This window comes from Parapedobacter indicus (genome assembly GCF_900113765.1).
Lineage (GTDB): Bacteria > Bacteroidota > Bacteroidia > Sphingobacteriales > Sphingobacteriaceae > Parapedobacter > Parapedobacter indicus.
Genome location: NZ_FOQO01000003.1, coordinates 488,627 through 515,177, shown reverse-complemented (window position 1 = coordinate 515,177; position 26,551 = coordinate 488,627). Strand labels below are relative to the sequence as shown.

18 protein-coding genes are annotated in these 26,551 nt (G+C 47.7%); 16 read left to right on the top strand and 2 right to left on the bottom strand.

All coding sequences use genetic code 11. The annotated features are described in order from the left end of the window. Positions 1–108: 108 nt before the first annotated feature. Positions 109–2,532, top strand: coding sequence for a TonB-dependent receptor (locus BMZ56_RS08630; protein ID WP_090626153.1), 2,424 nt, complete (start codon positions 109–111; stop codon positions 2,530–2,532). A 292-nt stretch (positions 2,533–2,824) separates the two neighbouring features. Further along, complete coding sequence (locus BMZ56_RS08625) at positions 2,825–5,710, top strand: ligand-binding sensor domain-containing protein (RefSeq protein ID WP_090626152.1); 2,886 nt, start codon at positions 2,825–2,827, stop codon at positions 5,708–5,710. Positions 5,711–5,731: 21 nt separating this feature from the next. Here the strand turns inward: BMZ56_RS08625 and BMZ56_RS08620 are convergent, their stop codons facing one another. Then, a complete protein-coding gene (locus BMZ56_RS08620; protein WP_090626151.1) occupies positions 5,732–6,472 on the bottom strand; it encodes an IclR family transcriptional regulator in 741 nt (246 codons plus the stop codon). 260 nt (positions 6,473–6,732) lie between these two features. On the opposite strand from BMZ56_RS08620, the gene BMZ56_RS08615 reads away from it, so the two are divergent. The 14 genes from BMZ56_RS08615 (at position 6,733) to fabD (ending at position 25,225) form a co-directional block, all read left to right on the top strand. Next, positions 6,733–9,717: a SusC/RagA family TonB-linked outer membrane protein gene (locus BMZ56_RS08615; protein ID WP_090626150.1), complete on the top strand. Its 2,985-nt coding sequence runs from the start codon at positions 6,733–6,735 to the stop codon at positions 9,715–9,717. Between the two features lie 12 nt (positions 9,718–9,729). Beyond that, entirely contained in the window at positions 9,730–11,352 is a 1,623-nt protein-coding gene (locus tag BMZ56_RS08610) for a RagB/SusD family nutrient uptake outer membrane protein (RefSeq protein WP_090626149.1), read from the top strand. Positions 11,353–11,383: 31 nt separating this feature from the next. Next, positions 11,384–12,763 carry a glycoside hydrolase family protein gene (locus tag BMZ56_RS08605; RefSeq protein WP_090626148.1) on the top strand — a complete coding sequence of 460 codons (1,380 nt, stop codon included), beginning with the start codon at positions 11,384–11,386 and terminating at the stop codon, positions 12,761–12,763. 13 nt (positions 12,764–12,776) lie between these two features. Further along, the gene (locus BMZ56_RS08600; protein ID WP_177195093.1) at positions 12,777–14,219 is read left to right on the top strand and encodes a GH39 family glycosyl hydrolase; all 1,443 of its coding nucleotides are present in this window, start codon (positions 12,777–12,779) and stop codon (positions 14,217–14,219) included. A gap of 24 nt (positions 14,220–14,243) precedes the next feature. After that, positions 14,244–15,407, top strand: a complete 1,164-nt coding sequence (locus tag BMZ56_RS08595) for a hypothetical protein (protein ID WP_143072877.1) — start codon at positions 14,244–14,246, stop codon at positions 15,405–15,407. 1 nt (position 15,408) lies between these two features. After that, a complete protein-coding gene (locus BMZ56_RS08590) occupies positions 15,409–16,932 on the top strand; it encodes a GH39 family glycosyl hydrolase (RefSeq protein ID WP_090626145.1) in 1,524 nt (507 codons plus the stop codon). After that, positions 16,929–17,627 carry an SGNH/GDSL hydrolase family protein gene (locus BMZ56_RS08585; RefSeq protein WP_090626144.1) on the top strand — a complete coding sequence of 233 codons (699 nt, stop codon included), beginning with the start codon at positions 16,929–16,931 and terminating at the stop codon, positions 17,625–17,627. Before BMZ56_RS08590 ends, BMZ56_RS08585 begins: the two co-directional genes overlap by 4 nt. Next, positions 17,624–19,327, top strand: coding sequence for a sodium:solute symporter family protein (locus tag BMZ56_RS08580; RefSeq protein ID WP_090626143.1), 1,704 nt, complete (start codon positions 17,624–17,626; stop codon positions 19,325–19,327). Before BMZ56_RS08585 ends, BMZ56_RS08580 begins: the two co-directional genes overlap by 4 nt. After that, entirely contained in the window at positions 19,308–20,000 is a 693-nt protein-coding gene (locus BMZ56_RS08575; protein ID WP_090626275.1) for an SDR family oxidoreductase, read from the top strand. The genes BMZ56_RS08580 and BMZ56_RS08575 overlap by 20 nt, the downstream gene beginning before the upstream one ends. Before the next feature lie 6 nt (positions 20,001–20,006). Then, positions 20,007–20,708, top strand: coding sequence for an RraA family protein (locus BMZ56_RS08570; protein ID WP_090626142.1), 702 nt, complete (start codon positions 20,007–20,009; stop codon positions 20,706–20,708). Between the two features lie 10 nt (positions 20,709–20,718). Beyond that, a complete protein-coding gene (locus BMZ56_RS08565; RefSeq protein ID WP_090626141.1) occupies positions 20,719–21,120 on the top strand; it encodes a VOC family protein in 402 nt (133 codons plus the stop codon). Next, on the top strand, positions 21,121–22,155 hold the full coding sequence (locus BMZ56_RS08560; protein WP_218146518.1) for a zinc-dependent alcohol dehydrogenase: 1,035 nt from the start codon (positions 21,121–21,123) through the stop codon (positions 22,153–22,155). After that, positions 22,139–24,223: a heparinase II/III domain-containing protein gene (locus BMZ56_RS08555; RefSeq protein ID WP_218146517.1), complete on the top strand. Its 2,085-nt coding sequence runs from the start codon at positions 22,139–22,141 to the stop codon at positions 24,221–24,223. Before BMZ56_RS08560 ends, BMZ56_RS08555 begins: the two co-directional genes overlap by 17 nt. Positions 24,224–24,340: 117 nt before the next feature. Next, complete coding sequence (fabD, locus tag BMZ56_RS08550) at positions 24,341–25,225, top strand: ACP S-malonyltransferase (RefSeq protein WP_090626140.1); 885 nt, start codon at positions 24,341–24,343, stop codon at positions 25,223–25,225. Here the strand turns inward: fabD and metK are convergent. After that, positions 25,220–26,473, bottom strand: a complete 1,254-nt coding sequence (gene metK, locus BMZ56_RS08545) for a methionine adenosyltransferase (protein WP_090626139.1) — start codon at positions 26,471–26,473, stop codon at positions 25,220–25,222. The genes fabD and metK overlap by 6 nt on opposite strands. Positions 26,474–26,551: the final 78 nt, after the last annotated feature.

Sequence of the window (26,551 nt, the reverse complement as noted above, 5' to 3'; positions counted from 1 at the left end):
AGGCGTAAACAGTAGTTGCCCACTCTTTTCAGAATGACACCATTATTATTAAAAAACACAAGGTTTTTTAATGGGGAACTTTTTGCGCCAAGTATGTGAATATGAAACATGGATAATCTTATCAAAATTCTACTAGTTACCTTTTCGCTATGCTCAGCGGTATACGCTCAGGAAGCCACATTGGAGGGTACGGTAGTAGATGAACAACATATTCCGCTTGACCTGGCAACAGTCAATTTATTACAGGCGAAGGACTCAACGGTCCTAAAGACCGCTTTTCCGGATGGAAAAGGTCAATATACTTTTGCTAATGTCGCTCGGGGCGAGTACCTGGTTGCTGCGGCATTGGTGGGCTATGCCGATGCAGTGAGCCCGGTAATCCAAATTACTACGGCCGCAGGTTCACGGAATGTCGGCACATTGGTGCTTAAAAACACAAATACCGTATTGGATGAGGTATCGGTGGCGGCCCCACAGCGGCCGTTGGTGGAGCGCAAGCCGGATATGCTGGTGGTGAATGTGGAAAATTCTACACTTGCTGCAGGTAATACCGCCATGGATATCCTCGAACGCTCTCCGGGTGTAACTGTAGACAAAGACGACAACATTAGCCTCATGGGCAAACAGGGAGTTACCGTGATGATCGACGGCAAGCAGACCTATCTGTCCGCAGAACAGCTGGCTAATTTCCTGCGAAACACAGATGGCAACACGATCAAATCCATTGAGCTGATTACCAACCCCTCATCTAAATACGACGCTTCAGGTACCGCGGGTATGATTAATATCGTGCTCAAGAAAAACCGGTTGGCGGGCACGAACGGTACATTCACGCTGGGAGCGGGCTATGGTTTTGGTCACAAAGCCAATACTTCCGTGAACCTCAACCACAAGGTAGGTGATGTCAATGTGTTCGGAACCTACAGCTACATGAATAACCGGGGAGGAAATGAATTTGATATTTTCCGTTCCATCGTGCAGGAAAATGGCAACACCGATTTTCAGCAATATACTAATTTTAATCGTAGGAATCGCAGTCACAACTACCGGGCGGGGATTGATTACAATACATCAGATCGAAATGTGCTCGGCGTCCTGTTGAGCGGATATGCGAGCGGCAATGACAACGATAATTCGAGCAATACGTTGATCGGTCGTACCCTGACCGTTCCGGACTCTACGCTGGCCACCTCGTCGATTTTCGATGGCAGCTATACCAGCTTCGCTCTGAATGTAAACAATCAATTTACCATTGATACCAATGGCAGGAAGCTGGTTGCGGACGTGGATCTGTCGCGGTTCTCGAACCACAACCGGGCGAACTACAACAATACATTCTACCTGCCTTCGGGAGTTATAAAGGATGAGCCGCTGCTGTCACGCAGCGACATGCCCACTATTATTGACATCCGGGTAGCGAAGCTAGATTATACGCATCCGATGGGCAAGAAAAATAAGGTAGAGGCCGGCTTGAAATATAGCAACGTTTCGTCAGACAACGATATGCGGTTCGAAAATCAGCAGAACGGAAGCTGGCAGAACGATGTCGGGAGAACCAATCACTTTCTGTATGAGGAACAGGTAGCGGCGGCCTATATGAATTATAGCACACAATTGGGTAAATGGGGCCTTCAAATGGGATTGCGTGGTGAATATACGGTTTCGGACGGAAATTCCATTACCCTATCCAATCGTGTCAAACGGGATTATCTGGATCTATTCCCCAGCGTTTTCATCAATTATAACATTTCTGACGATCACCAAACAGGAATTTCATACAGCAAACGGATTAATCGGCCGAACTACGGCAACCTCAATCCGTTTGAGTATTTTCTGGATCAATACACTTTTGAACAGGGGAATCCCTACCTTAGGCCGGAATATACGCACGCATTTGATGCTTCCTATACCCTGAAGCAAAAATATCACTTGAGTGTTGGCTATAACCGCACAAACGATGTGATTGCGGAGTCTATGAATCAGGATACCGTAACTAAACGTACATGGGTGACCCGTGATAACCTCGCCATGCAGGAAGTTTGGTACGCCAACCTTAACCTGCCAATAAAAGTGGCTAAATATTGGAACACCAATACCAACCTGAATGCCTTTTATATGGGATTTGAAGGACCATTGAACGGCGACTACCTGAAGCAGGGGCAATTTGCCTGGCAATTACGCAGCAACCATACGTTCAACATTTTGAGCACGTTGACAGCTGAGGCGTCTGTCAACTATCAGTCGTCATTGATATACAGCGTATACCATATCGGTGCCCAATGGTCCGTTGATGCCGGACTGAATAAATCCTTTTATGATAAGAAAGCCAATTTAAAGCTGTCCGTCAGCGATATTTTCAATACCCGTATACAGGATGTACGGACACGCTATAACAACATGAATACAGTGATCAATCAAAAAAATGAGACAAGGGTTGTGCGGCTTACCTTCACTTACAGCTTTGGGAATCTGAAAAACGGCGCCCGCCGGGAGACCCAGAGCGAGGAAAAAAGCCGTATTAATATGCCTTAGTGTGTTTGGGCATATAAATTTGTGGTTCGCCGCCGCTGATGTGAATCGGCGGCGGTTTTTTTTATCTATCCCAGATAGAATACCGTCTTTTCAATACCCAAATTTAAGCAAAATATTAGACTTATATTAATCTTATATAATAGGGGAACTATACGTATTATTACCTATAAATCCCCTAGGAATCCCCTAGAAAACCCTTAAAAAATACTTAATAATCTATGGAAAATTCATAGTGGTCTGTTGTTCACCTGCGAATTCCTTATGTTTGTCTAGTTAGTGTTGTCGGACGAGTATGTTCAAAAGATCAATTGTAGCCATTTTTGTCGGTGTACTTCTTTTCTTTGGAGCTGTCAATGCGCAGGAAATACCCCGTATCGGCTCGCCTTTAGTACAGCAATACCCGAAGGCTGAATACAAAGCCGGTAATCAAAACTGGGCAGTGGCCGCTGGGAAAGATGGCATCATGTATGTAGCCAATGCAGATGGGTTGTTGGTTTTTGACGGACAATATTGGGACTTGCATTATCTCCCCAACAAAAGTACGGTCCGCAGTGTAGCGGTGGATAGTACCGGCAGAATCTATACGGGTGGACTGGCCGAATTTGGCTATTGGGAAGATACCGGGAGCGGACATATGCGGTATCATTCGATCAGCCGGTTGCTGGACCCTGAAGATGCGATACGGGATGAAATCTGGAAAATTGCCATTGACGGCAATCGTGTGCTTTTTCAATCATTTTCTACTTTATATATCTACGAAGACAATCGCTTGCAGACGGTGAAAGGCAATGGGCAGCCTTTTTTATTCCTTCATCAGGTACGGGGCAGAATATTTATTGAGTTGATTCCGGACGGAATCCACGAATTACAGGGAAATGCGTTGGTACCGGTACGGAACAAGGATATTTTGCAAAGAGCGAATGTACTCACTATGCTGCCCTTCGGTGGTGGAAAGGAGATTCTGATCGGTACCTCCAAATCCGGTCTGTTTCGGATGGATAGCGACGGCATCATCCATAAATGGGAAAATGCGGCGAACGGGTTGCTGCGGGCTGCTCAGCTTAACAATGGATTGAAAGTGCTGGATCGGTATTATGCGTTCGGAACTATTCTCCAGGGGTTGGTGATCATCGATGAACGAGGCAACATTGTACAGCATGTCCATAAAGGAAACGGTCTACAAAATAATACCGTGCTTGGTATACACGCTGATCTTCAGCAAAATATTTGGGTAGGGTTGGACAACGGTATAGACCGGATTGAAATTAACGCGCCCATTTATTATTATGCCGATAACAGTGGCAGTATCGGCACGGTCTATACCGCTCGGATTTTCGGTAACTATATCTACCTCGGTACCAATCAGGGATTGTTTTACAGTCGGTGGTTATTGGAGGAAGGATACCAACCGTTTTCTTTCTCTTTGGTTGAAGGATCGCAGGGGCAGGTGTGGGACTTGTCGATTGTGAACGGTGAATTGCTTTGTGGCCACAACGATGGCACCTTCCGGGTGTTAGGTGATCGGCTGGAGCGTCTGTCGTCTGTGACCGGGGGTTGGGCGTTGAAGCCGTTGGTCAACCGGCCAAATACGCTTTTACAGGGAACTTATACAGGGTTGGCGGTATTTGGAAAAACCGCAAAAGGGTGGCAATTTGAAAATCGTGTAACGGGTTACAGCGATCCCACTCAATTTATAGAGCCCGTTTCGGAAACCGAAGTATGGGCCAGCGGATACAAGGGACTACGGCTCCTTTCGCTGGACAGTGCACTGCATAACGTGAAACAGGTACATGCCTACGATTCGGCGAGTGGGCTGCCCGAAAGTACGTTTGTGAATGTATTTGAATTGGGCGGCAGTCCGGTTTTTGCTACAGATAGTGGGTTTTACCGGTACGATGAAATCACAGATCGGTTTTATCGATACGATCAGCTCAATGAGCAATTGGGATCGTTTGCGTTTGCTAACAAAATCATTCGGGCAGATGCCCAGCGCTATTGGTTTATCAACCGCGCACGGATGTCGTTGGTATACTTCGGTCCGAAGGGAGTTGTACAAGTAGATTCCACGCAATTTGCCGTGCTCAATGGTCGGATGATGAACTATTATGAAAGCGTTAACCGTATTGAGAACGATGTGTACTTAATTGGGCTGGACGATGGCTTTGCCATTTATCAAGCCACGGATTCGACGGTTGCAGCACCCCAGCTACCCCGCCCGTTGATCCGGACTGTCCGTAATATTACCGATAGTTTTTCGGGTAGGTGGTATAACAGCGATACGATACCAGAAATTCCCTATCGGCATAATAACCTTCGGATCAGTTATGCAGCGCCTTGGTATAGTTCCATTCCGTTGCGGTATCAGTTCTACCTGAAGGGATATTCACGGACTTGGTCTGAATGGGATGAGGCGGCGCAAAAGGACTTTACCAATTTGGGGTATGGAGCCTATACGTTTCGGGTACGGGCCATGGCACCAGATGGTACCGTGTCGGGCATTACCGATTTCCGGTTTACCATTTTACCGCCTTGGTACCTTTCATGGGTTGCGATTGGTTTATATGCAGTAGGGTTTATACTTGTTTTGTTTGCAGGGCGCAATTGGTATCGCCACAAGATACGGAAGCACCGTCGGATTGTGCAGGAAAACATGACCAGGCAGCAACAGGAATTGCTTCGGAAGGAAGCGGAGGAAAATGAACAGCGTCTTATCCGGTTCAAAAATGAACAACTGGAACAGGAGCTGGCCAGCAAGAACCGGGAATTAGCCAATTCGGCGATGAATATCGTCTATAAAAATGAACTGCTCAATAATGTACACGATGAGTTATTGGAATTAAGAGACAATGAGGGGCGTAAGCTCTCGGGGGAGCAGCTCCGTAAAATCAACAAGATTATCGAAGATGCCCGCAGCGATGAACGCGATTGGAATATCTTTGAAGAAAGTTTCAATGAGGCCCATGAAAATTTTTTCAAGAAGCTTAAGGCGGATTATCCGGAGCTGGTACCCAATGATTTGAAGTTGTGCGCATACCTGCGCATGAATATGAGCAGTAAGGAGATCGCTTCCTTACTCAATATTACCACGCGTGGGGTGGAGATCAGGCGGTACCGGCTGCGGAAGAAGTTAAACCTGCCCCATAGCAAAAATCTTACGGAGTTTTTGATGGAGGTGTGAGCACCCGGTTCAGCAGCATCGTCACAGGCTCATTGCGCGGTTGATCTTATTGCCCACTTCGATCAATGCTTCCGTCACCACTTTGGCATTGCCTTTTCGGTTATACCTGCTTTCGGGAAGAAATATACTTAGGCTCGCGATGACTGTACCATTTTTTTCGATGGGTACCGCGAGCCCGACGATGTGAGAAGGCGAGAGTGTAATCACCAATCGGTCTTCCCTGATTTTTTGGAAAGCTGCATCCAGTAGCGCTTTAGTTTTGATTCCCTTCCAGATTTCGGGCTTGGGTAAGCCGATGCTAGCCGTCAACGCATCACGTTCCTTTTCAGGAAGGAAGGCGAGCAGCATCCTTCCACTGGCGGTTTCGTAAATGTCGCGTTCGGATTTACTTCGTACTTGGAGGTCTTGGTCGGAGTTAACTGTATGTAGGATGAAGCGTTTTTGATTGCGGATAATACCCAGGATGCAGCTTTCATTTAACTTATCGGTTAGTTTTTCCATTTCGGGTTTTGCTACTTGTAGCAAATTTTGATTGTATGATAGGTCGCCCGTAAGTTGATACACCATTGGGCCAAGGCGGTAGCCTTTTTTTCGCCCAAGGTGTTCGAGGTAATTCGCATCTACCAAGGTTTTTAAGATGTTTGCGCAGGTGGGCTGGTTGAGTTCGAGACTGGCTGCGATCTCTGTGAGTGAGCATGCACGCTCTTTATGCTTGGCTACGTATTCCAGTATATTCAATGCTCTATGGATGACTTGTATCATGTGTGAAATGAATTATTTTTCAATAATAATAAATAATACCATGGAACAAGTATCCGGTTTGAAAAATTTTTATAGCCGTGATGCAGGTTATTCCCTTTGCTGAAAAACGCGTTTCCGTATTTTAAATTAAGTTGTTTGTAACAAACTTCATTTTTTTTGAAAAAGATTTGGCAAAAAGCATTATAGTTTATAATATTGCATTGTTGAATTATTATTCAATATTAATTGAGTAAAAATTAAACAATAAACCAATTTAAATTATGATACAATACATTCGACTAATTTTTTACGGATCTTTTGTCTTCGTATTGGTCCTTTCCGTGCAACGGTTGGCGGCTCAGACCGGTCAACTTGAGGGAAAGGTAATTGACCAATCATCAAAAGGTCTTGAAGGGGCAACCATCCTGGTGAAGGGCACCACCGTGACGACTTTGACAGATGCGGCGGGCAACTTTCGGATGCCAGCGCCCCAGCCCGGAAGTGTACTGGTCATTTCGTCAGTTGGCTATGAATCGCAAGAATTGACGTATGAAGGACAACGGGTATTGACCGTCACGTTGCAAGCGGACAATACGGCACTCGATGAGGTGGTTGTTGTGGGGTATGGTACGCAGCGAAAAAGTGATTTAACAGGGAGTGTGGCTTCTGTGCGTTCCGAAGATCTGGAAAAACAGGGACCACGGATTAACTTTGTCCAATCCTTGCAAGGAGCGGCGCCGGGGTTGAATATTACGCAATCGGGCAACAGCGCTAGTTCGGGATCCATCAGTATCGATATCCGGGGTCAGAATTCGATTTCTGCAAGCAACGATCCGCTTGTTATTTTAGACGGTGTTCCGTATACCGGGGGGTTAAACTACATTGACCAGAGTACCATTGCCTCGGTAGAAATTCTGAAAGATGCGTCGTCTGCGGCTATCTACGGAGCACGCGGAGCCAATGGCGTAATTATTATCACGACTAAGAAAGGCATGACAGGCAAGCCTACCATTGCCTATGAGGGGAGCTACGGATGGAAACAGGCATACGGGATTCCACGGTTATTAACTGGGCCTGAGCATTGGGCCTTCGGTGTGGAGCGGTATGGCGAAGGACCGCTTTTGGCGGATTCCACCCGTACAACCAATTATGAGAACGGCTTATCCACCGATTGGGTAAAGGAAGCAACCCAGATCGGTAGGCAGCAGAAGCATGCAGTAACCCTTTCAGGCGGAACGGATAAATTCAACTATTTGTTTGCAGGTAATTTTTCGGGCGTTGGGGGAATCGCGAAGGGAGATGATTATCAGCAGGTAACGGGTAGGGCTAACTTGACCGTCAAACCGACGGAATGGCTGGAGATCGGGACCAATTCGCAATATACCTTTATGGATAATTCGGGTATCGAAGTGGCATTTTCGGGTGGCGGCAGTGCACCTCATGATGCGGGAGGGCTTGGCGGGGCTTTTTTCATGAACCCACTGGTATCTCCGTATGATAAAGACGGGAATCTGGCAATCATTCCCTGGAAAGAACGTCCTACCTATCCCAACCCACTGGCTACCCGGAATGCGCAGGATGAGGATTACAACAGGCGTTTATTCAGTAATAATTTCCTCGTTGTCAAACTTCCACTGGAGGGACTTTCCTACAAACTCAATACCGGATACAGTTTCCGGTCTGCCAACCGGGATATTTTCTGGGGATCAAATACCATTGAAGGAATCCAGAATACGGGGCAAGCGTATTCAAGTGATACCAAAGAGACGGATTGGCTCATTGAGAACCTGCTGTTTTATAACCGTACGTTCGGGGCGCACCGGCTGGATGTAACCCTGCTCTACAGTTCACAGGAAAATAGGGACAACACAGCAACCTTATATGCAAGAGGTTTCCCGATCGAAGACCTGACCTGGTACCAACCGGGGTCGGCGGAGTTTATAACACCGGGCAGGAGCTTTTTGCAGGAATCCTATTTGTCACAGATGGCACGGGTATTCTATTCATTTAATGACAAGTATCTTGTTACTGCCACGGTACGTCGGGACGGTTTCTCAGCGTTTGGATCCGCAAAGAAGTTCGGGGTATTTCCTTCGATTGCGTTGGGGTGGAATATCCACCGTGAAGGGTTTATGCAGGATGTCAACTGGATTGACCAGCTGAAATTGCGTGCCACGTATGGGGAAAATGGCAACCAAGCGATTTCTGCTTATTCGACGTTGGCCAAAATGAGCAGGAGCGATTACCTGACCGGACCGGGCGGCGACCAGCAGGGAGTAGGTTATCTTCCGGGAACCATGGAGAATGAACTCCTGGGGTGGGAATCTACCCGTTCGCTTAATGTAGGTCTTGACTATGCCTTGGTTGGCGGACGCTTGTCGGGTGCACTGGATTTTTACCAATCGAACACAAGAGATCTATTGTTGAATAGAGCAATTTCATCCGTAAATGGAGTGACCAATATTCTTTCAAACATCGGCAAGGTTCAAAATACCGGGATCGAGTTGTCACTGACCTCACGCAACATCACACACGAGCATTTTGAATGGATGACATCTCTCAATGTGAGTCATAACAAGAATAAGATATTGGACTTATATGGGGATGGAGAAGATGACGTTGCCAACAGTTGGTTTATTGGCCGCCCCATTAGCACAAATTTTGGCTATCTCTATGAAGGTGTTTGGCAATTGAACGATGATATTCCGAATTCGCATCAGCCAACCGCCAAGGCCGGCGATGTGAAAATTATGGATGCAACCGGAGATGGACAAATTACGCCTGATGATCGTACATTCATCGGTCAGCGCGCACCGAAGGTTACATTCGGCATTACTAATCAGGTAACTTACAAACAGTTCTCACTCAATATCACCGTGACCGGCCGGACGGGCATTACGCGGATCAATGAATTCTGGGATACCGATATTGTCTATGCGGATGCAATCAGAAACACATTAAAGCAGAATTGGTGGAGCCCGGATAATCCCACCAATGACTATCCTGCTAATCGGGATGGTGCAAATCCATTTGGTGTCAGGTTCTACAAGAACGCAAGCTTTATCCGGATAAACCAGATAGGTGGGACCTATGAGTTACCGGCAGAGGCGCTGGATCGCCTGAAAGTTTCGAGATGCCAGATTTCTGTCGGCCTGATAAACGGATTTACGTTTACACCGTGGAATGGGCTTGATCCCGAGTATTCGAGTCAGCGGGCCACTCCGATGGATCGCATTTATAACATTGGTTTGAACCTTACATTTTAACGCGGAAATGTTATGAAATTCAATATATTTTTTCTGACTTGTTTGTCATTTTTGCTTTTGCTGACGGGATGCAGCGAGAAGGATTTTTTGAATGAAGAATCTAGATCAACCCTTACGGCAGATCAGTTATATACCTCCCCGGAAGGTTTTGAAGTTGCACTCAACGGGTTGTACAGCATGTTTCGTGAATTCGAAAGGGGGAATGTGCCGGGCAGCGGGACGGAGACGATGATGGGGCGGGCGATCTCTGCATCAACGGATTATTTTTATTTCCCCATTGTGCGGAATCAGGAAATGCCTTGGGTACAGTGGGGAACGTATATGAACAGTGCCCGTTCTGATATTACGGCTTGGTTCAATTATTTATATCAAATTGTGCGCGCAGCGAATACCATCATTAACCGGGCGGAGTCTCCAGAGGTACAATGGGGAGGAGATGCGCAGAAGAACACTGTGATTGCAGAGGCCCGTTTGATAAGGGCTTGGTCTTACCGTCACCTTACGTATTTGTGGGGAGATGTCCCCTTGGTGACGGAAGAGATTTCCGGAAGTAATTTTGGTAACGATTGGGGGCGCACCCCCAAAGTGGAAATATATGATCAGATGGAAAGCGATCTGCTTTTTGCCGAAGAACATCTGCCGTCGGTGCAGGCAAATGCAGGGAGTACAAGCCGTGCGACTGCCCAGCATTATCTTTCTGAACTTTACCTGATAAAAGGAAGGCCTGACCTGGCGGAAGCAAAAGCCCAGGCGGCCATTGATAACCCCAATTACCACTTAATTACTGAGCGCTACGGCGTGCGGGCCGGCCAGCCGGGCGTTCCGTTTATGGATGCATTTTATGATGGAAATGCGCTTTATAGTGAAGGAAATACCGAGGTGTTATGGGCAATTCCGTTTAACAGGCAGGTGCAGGGAGGAAGCTCGAACTTGATGCGACGAGGCTGGGTATTATGGTATTGGCAAATTAAAGGGACTTCAGTAGGATTTCAAACAGGCGGTAGAGGATCGGGATGGTATGGGATAACGAAGCAGGGCCTTGATCTGTATGAAGCACAGGATGATCGGGCTTCGGAGTATGCTATTTATCGCTACGTGGTTAAAGACAATGGCGACACGGTGTTTACCACCACCGATCCGGATAAATACATGGGTGCCTTTCAGATCGGCAGTTTTCCAGAAACGGCGCCAGACAGGCCCTACAACTGGCCGTCGACCAAAAAATGGGAAGATGTATTTGAAGAAAATCTTGTGGCAGATCCGGGGTATAAAGACCAGCCTTATCTGCGGCTTGCCGAAACCTATCTACTGCTTGCCGAAGCGCAACATCTGCAAGGGAAAAATGACCTGGCAGCGGAGAATATTAACATCATACGAAGGCGTTCCCATGCTTCTACCATCAATGCCAGCCAAGTTTCCATCGATTTCATCCTGGATGAACGGGCCAGGGAACTTTTCGCAGAAGAACACCGAAGGTATACATTGCTGCGATTGGGACGTTGGCTGGACCGTACCAAACAGTATAACGATCAGTCGGGACCGTATGTAACCGAAAGGGATACACTGTATCCGATTCCGCAGGCGGTTATTGACGCAAATTTAGACAAACCATTTCCGCAGAACCCGGGCTGGTGAGTGCTGTAAGTAGAAATAACAGGTAAGGCCAATGAAAATCACAATGATCCTAACCAGCATGCTTTTATGTAAGCTATTGGCGGCCCAGGTAGATGGAGTTTATTGGGAAAAGATCGGTAAAATAAAACCCCGAAATGTAAGCGAAATAACATCAAATACTTGGTCAATTGGTGCGGAGACCATGGACCGCGGCTATACAATCTATGAGAATTGGAAATCGTATTTGGCTCCTTTGGGATTTAAGAAGTGCCGGATTCAATCAGGTTGGGCACGTACAGAACAAGAAAAAGGTGTATACGATTTCGCATGGCTTGATTCCATCGTATTCGATATGAAAAATCTGGGGGTGACGCCATGGATCAATGTTGGCTATGGCAACCCGATTTATGGAGGGGATGAGGTTGCGGAAGCAGGTGTGCCGGATACCCCTGAGTCGCTAGTGGCTTGGGATAACTGGCTCAAGGCAATGGTAAAGCGCTATAAAGGTGTTGTGCATGAGTGGGAGATTTGGAATGAGCCGAATTATCGCATTTCCGTTGATAAGTATGCAACTCTCCTTATCCGCAGTGCAGAGGTAATTAGGACGGAAGATCCGGAAAGCAAAATATTGGCTTTTGCGTTGGGTAGTGGCGTGGATTATCACTATGTGAATAAGGTGTTGAAGATCGTTGAAGCGCGGAATAAGATTTCGCTAGTCGATGAAATAACCTTTCATAGACATCAATTTGATCCGGATGATTATAAAGCAGTTGATAGCCTCAGAAAGGTTGTTAATGGATACGACACACGCATCACAATTCGACAGGGAGAAAGTGGCGCACCTACACAAAGGAACCGTACAAGGGCACTGAATAACTACGATTGGACTGAAATATCTGCAAGTAAATGGGCGCTTAGACGTTTGTTAAATGATTTTGCCAGAGCGATTCCTTCCAGTTATTTCGGGATTATGGAAATGAAGTATCCGGAAGAGATAAATGCCAAAGGACTATTGGAATCCGACAATCAGCAACATGTTGTTCGACCTAAAATGACTTATTCCGTCTTGCAGCATTTGGCATCTATATTTGATGATTCCTTAGTCCCTTTAGCTGACTTTAGGTGGAAGGCATCAGCTAATATTCCATTATCTGTGTATGCTTTTGAACAGAAAGAAACGAGCAATCATGTTATATCGATATGGTTGAGAAATGGGATCCCAAATGATTTCACTCGTAAATTTTATCAAAATTTGAATTTCCAACATATCCAATTTAAAGACCCTGTATATGTTGATATGCTGACTGGAGATGTTTTCGAAATCGACGACAAGAGTTGGAATAAGGGGGCTGAAGGTTTCAGCTTCTTTCACGTTCCGCTTTATGATTCTCCGGTGCTACTAATAGAGAAGTCATTGATAACCATATATTAAAACTATAATGCTGATGAGAACAAAAAGCACATTGTTAACCGCTGTAAGTTTGTGTATTGCAAATTGGGGCTTAGCACAATATCCTGTAGGTCCGGATCAATACGAGTTACTGGGGGTGCTGAAAGGCAAGCCTGCTTCGGAGATCAAGTCATCCACGTGGTCTATAGGTGGAGAAACACTTGACCGGGATTACGCCGATTACCACTCTTATAGCAAGTATCTGGGTGATTTAGGTGCCAAACGGATCCGGCTACAGGCAGGATGGGCGAAATGTGAGCGTGTGAAAGGTCAGTATAATTTCACCTGGCTGGATGAGATCATTGATGATGCATTGTCCAGAGGTGTTCGCCCCTGGGTGGAATTTTCCTACGGCAACCCGATATACGAAGGGGGAGGCGAACCCAAACTTGGCGGGGCACTTCCCACATCGGAAGAGGCGCTTAAGGCATGGGACGCATGGGTAACGGCATTAGTCACCCGGAATAAAAATAAAGTTATCGAATGGGAAGTATGGAACGAACCGGATTTGACGCCGAAAATTACCGGTAAAGCTTATGCGGATTTTTACATCCGGACAGCAGAATTGGTTCGGAAAATTCAGCCGGACGCACGCTTGTTGGCGTTGGGCTATGCGGGTGTCAGCAGGGTGAATTTTCTGACCGAATTTTTCGATGTGCTGAAGGCCCAGGGTAAATTGGATTTGGTCGATGTGGTTACTTTTCATGGGTATCCACCCAACCCGGATGACCTTTATCCGACGATCGAAAATTTGAAGAAAGTTGTCCATGGATATGCTTCTCGTATTAAACTGATGCAAGGAGAGAACGGTTGCCCTTCTACACCGAGCAGTAACAGCGTAGGCGCATTGAGGCAGTTGGATTGGACCGAACTTAGTCAGGCCAAATATGTGGCCAGACGCTTAATGGGCGATTACGGGAGGGGTATTGAAACGAATCTATTTACGCTTAGCGATTTGCATTATCAGCAGGGAGATCATTTTTCGGGGGTGAACTCGAAAGGTTTGTTAAAGACCCATGAGGACAAAACGATTGATCGGCCGAAGATCAGCTATTTCAGTGCGCAGCGGATTATGGGATACTTTAATTTGGATGAGGTAAGCCGATTGGAACCGGATGCACTATCGGTTGAAACTACACCGAAATCCGTATCGGCTTTCGGCTATCGCCATCTTGCTACAGGTTCGCCGGTTTATGTTTTTTGGAACCATGAAAAGAGACCTGCGGAGAGTTTCCCTCCGATGATGGAGGATATCCGGATTGATGACAAGATAAACAACCCGGTTTATGTAGACCTCATATCGGGAAATGTTTTCGCGATTCCGGCAACTGCTATCGAAACGGTTGACGGTAAACGAACGATTAAAAATATCCCGATACCTGATTATCCGATATTGGTTGCCGACCAGTCGGCAATTCCCTATCAGGAATGCAGGTAATAGATTTGATTATTAACGAATGAAATGATGGGAAATGTAACAGAAGGCTACCGCCGTATCAAGCAAACGTCACTCGGGTTTGTCAACGCCATGAAAATTGGTGAAACTCCGGGTATTTACCGCAAAGAGGCCGGCGAAGGCGAGAGCTTTTATGGCTCTTATCATGCTGCCCATATTTTGGATTTATTCGGCGGGTTGGCTGAACTATCGGAATCGGACAGGCGGATATGGGCGCGAAATTTCACCAACCGTCAAACGCAGCACGGGTATTTTTCGCCCAAAGCTGAAGAACATGCCCGTCGTTTAGCGGTTAACGACCTCGAACCCTACTGGCACTATACGAGGGGTAATATCTGGGCATTGCGGGTGCTGGGCATGAAGCCGGATTTCCGTTTGGATTTCCTGGAGCCACTGCTTAGTGTGGATGCACTTTATCGCTGGGTAAAAAAATACAATTGGGCAAATTCTTGGGCAGGGGGTAATCAAGTGCTCGCGTGTGCTACCGCATTGTTTGCACTACGGGATTGGTTCGGTGAGTCGGAGGTAGATCGGATTATGGAATACGGTATGTATCCGGCATTGGAAGAACTATTGGACGAGCAAACTGGTTTCTGGGGTACGCAATTCGGTGCAAACCTACCCAATGGGTTATTTGGAACCATACACATCACACCGATTTATTTTGCCCAGGGTTGGCCATTGCGTGCTGCGGAGCGTAATGTGGATTCCACCTTAGCGTGCCAATTGGCCGACGGTTCGTTTTGGCCGGGGGGATCGGATTGTCCCGATTTTGACGGAGCCTATATGATGGCAAATCTTGCGGAACTCACGAACTATCGCCGGGAAGACCTGGAGTCCGCTGCGAGGCGCTATCTCCAACATGCACTGATGCACGAGGACCCACAAGGTTGCGGATGGTTGCTCCATCGTAAGGACAGCAACCCAAAAGATTGGGTGCCAAGGCCACATTGGATATGGAAGCCGGGAATGGCAGAAGCGACAGCAGAGTTACGGGATGAGGATCCGGACCGTACCCACATTATGTTGGGTTCATGGTTCTATCCCTTATCCATCGCTTTGATGGCTCATATGCTGGGTGATACCGGATACGAGGGCGACTACCAGCTGAATGCACACTCATTGCATCAATGCAATGTGTTTAACGGGAACGTAACTAAGATTTGTTAAAATGAGCACAACGAGCCGGAGAACTTTTATCAAAGCAGCAGCTGTACTACCCTTAGCGGCTCAGCTGCATAACTCCACGGAAAACCGATCAAATCCGCAATCGCCGTGGGTTGAATCAGCTACCAGAACGCTTGTCAAGATCGGCAGGATAAAACTTAAAGCCCCCTCAGAATTTGCCAGCTCACCATTTGGTATCGGCTGTGAAACGTTGGATCGCGATTTATGGAAACCAAGTGAAGTATATCCCTGGATAAAGTCTTTACCGGTGAAGTGGGCAAGGCTACAGACCGGATGGGAGCGGGTCGAAAAAATCAAGGGAACCTACGATTGGGGCTGGTTGGATGAGAGTGTGGATGGTTTGGTCAACGTAGGAATCAACCCATTTTTCAATGTGGGGTACGGTAACCCACACTACAGTGGCGGCGGTGTTGGCTTTCATCCGATGAATGATACCAAGGCATTATCAGGGTGGAAGAACTTTGTACGCCTGTTGGTGGAACGTTACCGCGACCGGATTACGCATTATGAAATCTGGAATGAACCCAACCTCGGCGGTTTTTGGAAACCGGATGCTCCAGACCCGGCTAAATACGTAGCATTGGTTAGGGAAACCGCATCGCTGATCCGTGAGGGGCATCGGGAAGCGGTGATCGTTGGTGGAGTGGTTTCCCGATTACCCCAAACCTATATCAGGCAGCTATTCGAAGAAGGGATTGCAGAGCATATCGATATCTTTTCTTTTCATCCTTATACGACTGTTCCCGAGCATTACAATGCGCGTATCCAAGCGCTCCAAAAGCTGGCTCTTCAATATAAACCGACTCTTCAAATCTGGCAGGGGGAGAACGGATACCCCTCGCAGCCCGGAAGCACGGGTTTTTCCGGTGAAGGCCCATGGACCGAAAATATTCAGGCGAAAAATATGCTTCGGCGGCTACTAACTGATTGCTCGCTGGGCCTTCCGATGACACTTTGGTTCTTAATCGTCGACATTCACGATTATCCCAAAGGATCTGGAAAAGTCAACTACAAGGGTGTGCTACGGGCAAAGCCGGAAATATCGCCAAAGCCCGCTTACCATGCACTTCAACATCTTGGCAGTGTCATCCATGGTCATATAGAAACAAGGAATGCCATCCTGCAAGCTATGCAGGCCAGTCAGCCTTTTACAGAAGCCGATTACCGTGCGTTCGGCAACGGGGAGAAAGAGAGCCTTTCCAATTTCCAGGCAGCGCTGTTTAACACAGATATGGGACCGGCATTGGCCTATTGGAATACCGAGAAGGCAGCAGATACGCTGGAAGATAAAGCACAAATTCATTTGATGTTATGGGATTGGGAGACCAACGGAATCCATGAACCTGTACTTGTTGATCCATTTACGGGCGCCATTTACGAGTTGGGCAGCTCCTCGCGAATGAATGACGATGACAAGTGGAGGATTAACCAGGAAGCGCAGGTCTTTCAATTTATTCCTTTGCGCGACTACCCGCTGTTGATTATGGAGAAAGGAAATGTTGTATGAAATCAGAAAAAATGTATGTCTACTTCTCAACGGTAATCATCTTCGTAGCTATTGTGGCAAGCACCCGGCCCAAACTACCGAAGCTTTTCCTTATCGGTGATTCCATTTCCATTCAATATGGACCTTATTTGCAACAATATCTGGACGGAATTGCCGAACTGGAACGAAAGGAAAATGACGGCAGTGCTGAAAAAAACCTGGACGTACCTACGGGAGCAAATGGTGGCGACTCCCGTATGGTATTGGCTTATCTGAGAAAGAAAATAGCCAATCGAGATTTTAAACCGGATTACTTGTTGTTAAATTGTGGGTTGCACGATATAAAACGTGACATCAACGGCAGTGGAACGCAAGTCGATTCTGCCGCATATCGCCAGAACTTGCTTGCTATTCACAACCTTTTGGCCATGCATGACATCCAATTGATCTGGATGCGAACCACGATGGTCATTGATTCGGTGCATAATCAGCGATCGAATGCATTTAAGCGGTATGCCGCCGACCTGGATGCATTCAACCGAATTGCGGATGAGGTCTGTGCAGCAAAAAAAATTCCCGTTATCGACTTGTATAGCCTGTCCATTGCATTGGGAAGAGAAGAGGTCATTGACCATGTCCACTACCAAGTCCCCGCACGCATGGCACAGGCGGGGTACATTGCCGGATTTTTACAAAATTATTTGACGAAACGATGAACACCCTCCAACCACTCGATTATACCGCGATAGCTATTTACATGGTCATGATGGCCGGTATTGGAATTTTTCTTGGCAAATACATCAAAAATGTGGGTGATTATTTCAAGGGTGGGAATGCCATTCCCTGGATATCCGGCGCCATCAGTAACTTCATGACGAAATTCAGTACGTTTATCTTCGTGGCGTATGCGGGCATTGCGTACAGCGATGGGATCATTGCGCTTACATTGATCTGGAGTACGGTACTGCCGGCGTTGCTGGGTGTGGCATTCTTCGCCAAACGTTGGCGCCGGGCAGGCGTGATTACTCCGGTGGAATACTTGGAAACACGCTTTAACGCACCGGTTCGGCAGATACTTTCGTGGGGAGGTGTTCTTTTCAAATTGTTGGACAACATGGTACGGTTGTATGCGTTAGGACTGTTTCTCAAGGCGGCAACTCCGCTGAGTCTGGAGGCCTGTATTCTGATATGTGGCGTGATTGTGGCCCTCTATACCGTCATCGGCGGTTTATGGGCGGTAGTGGTTACCGATGTTGTACAATTTATCATCCTGATTGTCGCTACCTTGATACTTGTGCCCCTTACCATTCAGGCCGGTGGAGGTTTACAAACGATCATGGATACCATTCCCGATCATTTCAATTGGTTCAATGGTGCGAAGGGTACCCCCCTGTTTGTCATGGTGTATTATGTAATGATTTTGATCAAATACAGTGGTAACTGGACATTCATTCAGCGGTTTTACAGTGTTCGTGATGAAAAAGCCAGTCAAAAGCAGGCGGCACTTACTGCGGTGTTTTTCTTTATTTTTCCGGTCATTTTTCTATTTCCATCGCTGGCGGCACGAGTCATTATCCCGAATTTGGAAAATCCGGAAATGGCTTATGTCAGTGTATGCCTGGAGCTGCTTCCGCATGGCATCATGGGACTGATGGTCGCCGCCATGTTTGCGGCAACGATGTCGGTACTTAGCGGTGAATACAATGTCACGGCGGGGGTGCTTACCAAAGATATCTACCAGCGGTTGTTTAATGCGAGTGCAACGGACAAGGAATTGCTTTGGGTAGGACGCGTGATGACGTTTTTATTAGGGGCCGTCATCACGGTGGGAGCATTGTACATCGGTGGTTTTGGGGGGGCCTTTGAGGCGAATAAATTGTTTACCGGATTGTTCGCTATCCCGATGACCATTCCGTTGGTACTGGGTATTGCCCTGAAACGGCCCCAGCCATGGGGGGCATTGGCGACGCTCGGACTGGGTGTGGTATTGGGTTTGGCATTGAATACCATTCCTTCTTTATCTTGGGAGTTGGCTACACTGATCGAAATTATGGCCTGCACAGGGGTATTTTTACTTTCAGGCTACATAGGGAGCAGTACCTCGGCTTACCAACAGCGTATTAAGGCCTTCTTCCGGAAGCTAGCTACGCCACTTACAGAAGCCGAGAAACCCAAAGAAAATTGGGAATTTCAACGTTCGATGAATCGACTTTATGCCTTTGCCCTTGCGCTTACCGGCATATTATTTATGACAATGAGCGTGCCTTCCTTCCAAGACACCAGTGGACGATTTTCCTTTGGTGCTGGTATCGGATGTGCCGTGCTGGCGTTAGTGCTGTGGTTTTACAATCGAGACAACTATCAAAAAACAATAGGAAAGAGTGAAAAAAAAGAATATGAATCAGTTGAACGATAAAGTGGTATTCCTGACGGGGGCGTCGTCAGGAATAGGAGCTGCGGTGCAGCAGTTACTGTTGGCACAGGGGGCTAAGGTGTTTTCCATGAGCAGGCGGCAGGTGATATCCGAATGGCTAAATCACCAAACGTTTGCCGGAGACGTAAGCAGCGAACAAGATGTCGAGGAAGCCTTCCGGAGATGTAAAGAGGCATTCGGCGGAGTTGATGTACTGATCAATAACGCGGGTTCAGGCTTACCGACTCCTGATTTGGCCGATACAACTGTAGAAACATTCGAACAGATGGTGGGCACAAACATGCGTGGTGTATTTCTCTGCAGCCGGGCAGCCGTGCGGATGATGAAACCAATAGGTAAAGGACATATTCTCAATCTGATTTCCATGGCCGGACAACGTACAAACCCCAATGCACCGTTGTATTGTGCATCCAAATTTGGTGCGCGGGGATTAAGCAGCGGTTTTGCTGATCAAGTGCTGAAGTTGGGCATTAAAGTGACAGATGTAAACCCCGGACCTGTGGATAGCGACTATTGGGGCGACCGGAAGGTACCCCGGGAGAAGTTTTTAAAGATAGGAGATGTGGCAAAGATCATTCTCTTTGTATTGAGCCAGCCGGAGGATCTGGTCATCCGGGAAATTAATTTTGATAACATGAAGTTTTTAGCAGGATAATACGTGATGGGAACACTGTCAAAAGATAACTTTTCGGTGAATGGGACGAAGTATCCTGTTCCGATAACTGAGATGCGTGAACGGTATCTCCAATTATTTTCAGGAGCAATTAACGATGTATTGCGTTTCAACTATAAGATGCACGCCACGAGCTTGCCAGCCAGCTACCGCCCACTTCGGGAAGAAATGAAGATGGTGGGTCAGGCGTTTACGATCAAAGGCGGACCGGATATCACTACCGACGGCGAGTTTGAACTGCGGGCGGAAATGCTGGAAGCACTGCACGAAGATTCTGTGGTGATTTGGGATTGCACCGGTGATACGGTTACTTCTCAATGGGGCGAAGTGATGACGATGGCCGCACGTAAGGCCGGTTGCCGTGGTGCGTTGATTAATGGAATCCGCGATACGCAGTCAATTTTGGATCAAGGGTTTCCGGTCTTTTATCAGTACAAATCCAATACGGGTATGCTTGGACGTTTCCGGATGTATTACTACCAGAAACCCGTATTGATCGGAGAAATCATTATTAAACCCGGTGATTGGATTTTCGGCGATATCGATGGCGTGATCGCTATTCCTGCAGCTATTGCCTATGATGTACTTGTGGCAGCAGAGGCCATCAAGGTTAAAGAAGTGGACATCAAGGCGATGGTAGAAAGCGGCTTGAAACCTACGGAAGTGGTAAAGCGGGGTGGGTATTTTTAACAGCGGAGCAATGGGAACTAATGATGATAAAAAAGAGGTGTTTACGGGTGTGGATCATCCGGCGCTGGCCGCGGATAATGTAGACCGTTTGGCGGATTGGTATTGTGATGTACTCGGATATCAAAGGCATTTCCGGCATGATAAGCCCGTTTGGATACTCCGCGCGGCAGATGGAACGTTGTTGGAAATCATGCCCAAAGATGATACGGTGCGACCTGAACGGACAACTTGGACACCAGGATGGTCTCACTTGGCGATACGGGTCGGAAGCATTGACAAAGCCATTACCTACCTGGATGGGAAGGCGGTAAAATGGGGGGGCGACGTGATGCCCGCTATTGGAGGCGGACGCGTACGCAATTTGGTCGATCCGGAGGGAAACCTGTTACAGATTCTAGAAAGAAACTTTTGAATGGAAATGACAGCAGCATATTACGAAGGAAACAAACAATTTACCGTAAAACCCTTAGCAGACTTACCGCCGTTGGAAGCAGGAACGGTGCGTTTGAATGTGGCTTATTGTGGCATCTGCGGTACCGATGTGCATATTTACCATGGAACCATGGACCAGCGGGTGCAAATCCCACAAGTGATTGGTCATGAGGTATCGGGTGTCGTCAGTGAGGTTGGACCGGAAGTAACCGGCTTCCAGGTGGGCGAAGCGGTTACCGTCCGCCCGTTGCAACCCGGAAAAGCAACTGCGTTCGACAACGGATACACCCATATCGGCAAGAACTTAAAATTCATCGGAATTGACACCCCGGGCGGTATGCAAGCGTCTTGGGTGGTGCCGGCTTATACGCTCCATAAATTGCCTGGCGGCGTGTCACTCAAACAAGCTGCACTCATTGAGCCTTTGGCCGTTGCTTGCCATGACGTGCGTTTAAGTGCATCGAAATCGGGTGACCGGGCGGTAGTGCTTGGCGGCGGTCCCATCGGTGTACTGGTTGCCTTGGTTGCTCGCCATCAAGGTGCCGAAGTGCTTGTCTCCGAAGTCAACCCCCATCGGTTGGAGCTTATCCAGTCTCTGGGATTTGAAACCGTTAATCCGATGGTGGAAAACGTGGTGGACCGGGTTGCGCAATTCACGGCAGATGCTATGGCAGATGTCGTGTTTGAAGTATCGGGCGTAGCGGCGGCCGTAGATACCATGACTCAATTGTTGAGGGTGCGCGGCAGGGCGGTGATGGTAGCAATCCATGGTCAACCTAAACCTGTACGGCTGTTTGATTTTTTTTGGAAAGAGCTGCAGTTAGTGGGGGCGAGGGTTTATGAACCGGAAGATTTTGAAATGGCGATTGCGTTGGTCGACTCGGGTAAGTTGCCGCTAACCCGTATAATTACTGAAGTGCTGCCGTTAACCGATATTCAACAAGCGTTTGAACGAATCGATGATAACCCGTCAGGAATGAAATATTTGTTGCACTGTAATGAACAAATCCAGTGATATCAGGATGGATAATCTATCTTGTTTCCTTAGCCGTGATGAAAGACAGCGCATCGTAACGGGAGGCAATGCGATAGATGCCTTTCGGCAAGCGCTCCGTAGCCGGGTATTGGATCGCATCCGGTACCCCGGGTTGCCGCAACCCGGGGACGGAACGGCATGGTGGTATTTCACCTTTGAATACCTATCCGATGCGGCCATGTTGCATGCAATTGAAAAACATGAGCCAACAGCAGAGTGGCTTCGGGAGGTAACGCTCTCCATTGCACGGCGTCCTGTTAGCGAGTGGGTGGGCCCATGGTTTAGGGATCACAGCGAACCTTACCTGGGTCATTTGGAAACCGCCCATGTCTGTTGGGGGGTAGCGAGTGTGTTGGATTTGGCCGCTTCGGTGTTTACAGCGTCTGAGTACGATGAGGTGAAGCGGATGCTGATCGAAAAAGGTGTGATCCTTTGCGAGCGTTGGCTGTCAAAACATACCCACTTGGCAAACTGGCGGGGCATCGTACTGGCCGGAGTACTTGTGTCTTCTGCGGTGTTGGGCGATAAGAAGCGGTTGGCCGCTTATGTTCCCCATATGAAAGCGTGCTTGGCGGCATTTCAGCCGGATGGATCTTACGCGGAGTCGTTGCAATATGGCAACTATTTAATGCTGGCGCTCAGTTTGGTTTATGAATCGTTGGTGAGGTTATTTCCGGATTATGCAGCTACGATCGGTATAGATTCCTATGCGAAGGGCATGCCTTGGGTTGCTTCCAGTATGTTATATGCGAAACCGTTATCAGGTTGGGGTACAGAACCACGGGCCAGAGCGATTAATTTTAACGACAGTGCCGCTATTTTCAGACCTTCAGGAGATGTTTTATTGCACATTGCCTGTCGGCAGCAGCAACACAACCCGGTCCTCGCCGGACTGGCGGGTTATCTCTTTCAGGCGTATTATTCAACCAATCCTTACCAAGAGCCGCATCACTTGGCAAGTTTCGGGTTTATCAACGATTGGGGATTTCTTACCTTACCGTTACTTACTAATACAGCAAAGCCTGTATCCCCGGCAGAAGCGGGCTTGCCGCTTACTGCTTCCTTTGAGAATGGTAATACGTTTATCCGGGACGCTTGGGACGGGAAAACAGTCATCGCCATCCAGGGCGGAGCGGAGCCTTTACACGGGCCGGGTCATTTACACGGTGACGTGAATAGCTTTATGATGGTATATAATCAAGAGCGGTTATTGGTCGATCCCGGTCATAGTTGTTATCGCAATTTAATCCACGGACTTGAGAGCAGCAGTCAAACGCATAATACCTGTACATTTCTGATCGAAGCGAATGGAATAGGTTTACAGGAGGACCTTACGAAAACGAAGCTACTGGAACAGCAGAGCATCTTAAACAAGCGTTGGATAATAGATGGTGTTGTCGGCAAACCGGTTACTCGGGGCAACCGACGGTTGATTACCGAGCGAGTCGGTGCGGTGACTATTGTTGGATCGGAGGCTGCTGCGCTTTACGGCGAACCGATTACGGAATTTTCCCGTTTTTGGATCAGTGCGGCGAGCCATGTAGTCTTTGTCGTTGATAGGATTCGGTCAGAAATACCTGTACGGACCTGCTGGAATTGGGTAGTCAACAACCGGGATGGATTGGCTGACGTAACAATCAAGGACCGGGAATTGACGGTACAACGGCCATTAGCGGGGCTGAAAATACATCAAGGCGGTGGCGCCGTACCCATCGGACCAATATATGGATACGCCCATGATGCGTATCACCCGGAACCTGCCCGGACGGGTGAAGGGAAGCCCGGAAGCGGGTTAATTTATCGCGCCATTGAACCTGATGCGCAAACTGACCGGATTGCTGTACATGTATTGGTTATGGACGAACTGACCCGACTGGAGGATTGGAGATTGATTGGGGAAAAGGGGGAGTACCGTGCAACCGGTCGTATGGAAAATTGGTCGCTGACAATAAATCTCCACAATCAGGAATTTTTTTCCTTAATGGATTTAACTGAAAATCGTTGTTGGCAGTTGGATCAAACAGGTGGGAATTATCGGCTTAAATAAAACAAGTTATCCAAAATAAGTCGACCTTATTTTTAAGAGCGATGGTAGAATTTGGAATTATCCTATCTTTGCAGACATCTGCAAACAATACCTGTATTGGATTAACTGAACAACACAATGAAGAAAGCATACATTTTTCCCGGACAAGGAGCCCAATTTGTAGGCATGGGTAAAGAGCTGTACGATCACAGTGAAGAAACAAAATTCCTTTTTGAACAGGCCAATGAGATTTTAGGCTTCCGCATTACGGATGTGATGTTTGAAGGAACCGACGAGGATTTAAAGCAGACTAACGTAACCCAACCGGCTATTTTTCTTCATTCGGTAATTCTAGCCAAAGCCTTAGGCAAAGCTTTTCATCCTCAGATGGTCGCAGGGCATTCATTGGGCGAGTTTTCAGCCCTGGTAGCAGCGGGAGCATTGAGCTTTGAGGACGGCTTGCGATTGGTGGCTGCCCGCGCAAATGCCATGCAGAAGGCTACTGAAATCCAACCCTCCACGATGGCTGCTATCCTCGGACTCGACGATTTCACGGTGGAAGACGTCTGTCAGCGTGTCAGCGATGTGGTGGTACCCGCTAATTACAACTGTCCGGGACAGCTGGTCATATCGGGGACGATTGCGGGCGTTGAAAAAGCATGTGAGCTATTGCTGGAAGCCGGTGCTAAACGGGCACTTAAACTCAATGTGGGAGGCGCCTTCCATTCTCCGTTGATGGAGGCAGCCCGGGTGGAGTTGCAGGCTGCAATTGAAGCCGTGGAAATCCAAGAACCGGTATGTCCCGTGTATCAAAATATCGATGCAAAGCCATATACAGATTCAGTTGCTATCAAGCGGAACCTGATTGAGCAGCTTACAGGACCTGTACGTTGGACCCAAACGATCCTCCACATGATTGAAGGAGGCGCAACCTCGTTTACCGAGGTGGGGCCGGGTAATGTGTTACAGGGGTTGGTGAAGAAAATAAATCGGCAAATGGAAACCGCGGCGGCTGTTTTATAAGCCAAAAGCGGCTTTTACCTGATCTACGTAGTCCAATTTCTCCCAAGTGAATAATTCGACTTCTTTAGAAGTCGTTTCACCATTGCTGTTTTCAAACGTTTTGGTTACGGTACGGGGTTCACGTCCCATGTGGCCATACGCTGCAGTCTCCGAATAGATGGGATTGCGTAGTTTCAGTCGCGTCTCAATACCATAGGGCGTCATATCGAACAACTCATGGATTTTGCGGGCGATTTCACCGTCTGACAGTGCGACTTTGGACGTACCGTAGGTGTTGACATAGATACCTATGGGATCTTTCACCCCGATGGCGTAGGATATCTGTACCAACAGCTCATCTGCCACACCTGCTGCGACCAGGTTTTTGGCAATGTGCCGGGTTGCGTATGCAGCCGAACGGTCTACTTTGGATGGGTCTTTCCCTGAGAAAGCACCTCCTCCATGACCGCCTTTACCTCCATACGTATCAACAATAATTTTTCTCCCTGTCAGCCCGGTATCACCGTGAGGGCCACCAATGACGAACTTGCCGGTTGGGTTGATGTGATATTTGATGTCGTCTGTGAACAGATGCTGTAGTTCAGATTTTAACTGGGATTTTACCCGGGGAACCAGGATGTTGATCACATCCGACTTGATCTTTGCCAGCATCGCTTCCTCGGCATCGAAGTCGTCATGTTGGGTGGATACAACAATGGCATCGATACGGATGGGCTTGTGGTTGTCGTCATATTCGAGCGTTACCTGCGCTTTTGAATCCGGTCGGAGGTACGTGATTTCCTTATTTTCTCGGCGCAAGGCGGCCAGCTCATACAGCAACCGGTGTGCGAGATCCAACGCTAATGGCATGAGGTTTTCGGTTTCATTACTGGCGTATCCAAACATAATACCCTGGTCGCCCGCACCTTGCTCTTGTTTCTCTTTGCGGTCTACTCCTTGATTAATATCAGGCGATTGTTCATGGATGGCCGATAGAATGCCGCACGAATTGGCTTCAAACATATATTCGGATTTGGTATATCCGATGCGTTCGATGACCGCGCGCGCGATCTTGGGTACATCCAGGTATATTTTGGATTTAACCTCTCCGGCTAATACTACCTGTCCGGTGGTCACCAGCGTTTCGATAGCTACACGGGAGTCGGCATCCCAAGCGAGGAAATTGTCGATAAGCGCATCGGAAATTTGATCGGCAATCTTGTCGGGATGTCCTTCCGAAACGGATTCTGATGTAAATAAATAAGGCATGTTGCTATGTAATTTCGGCAGCAAAGCTACGATACTTTTGTCGTTTTCAAAATGGAGACCACGGCCTTATATTAAATT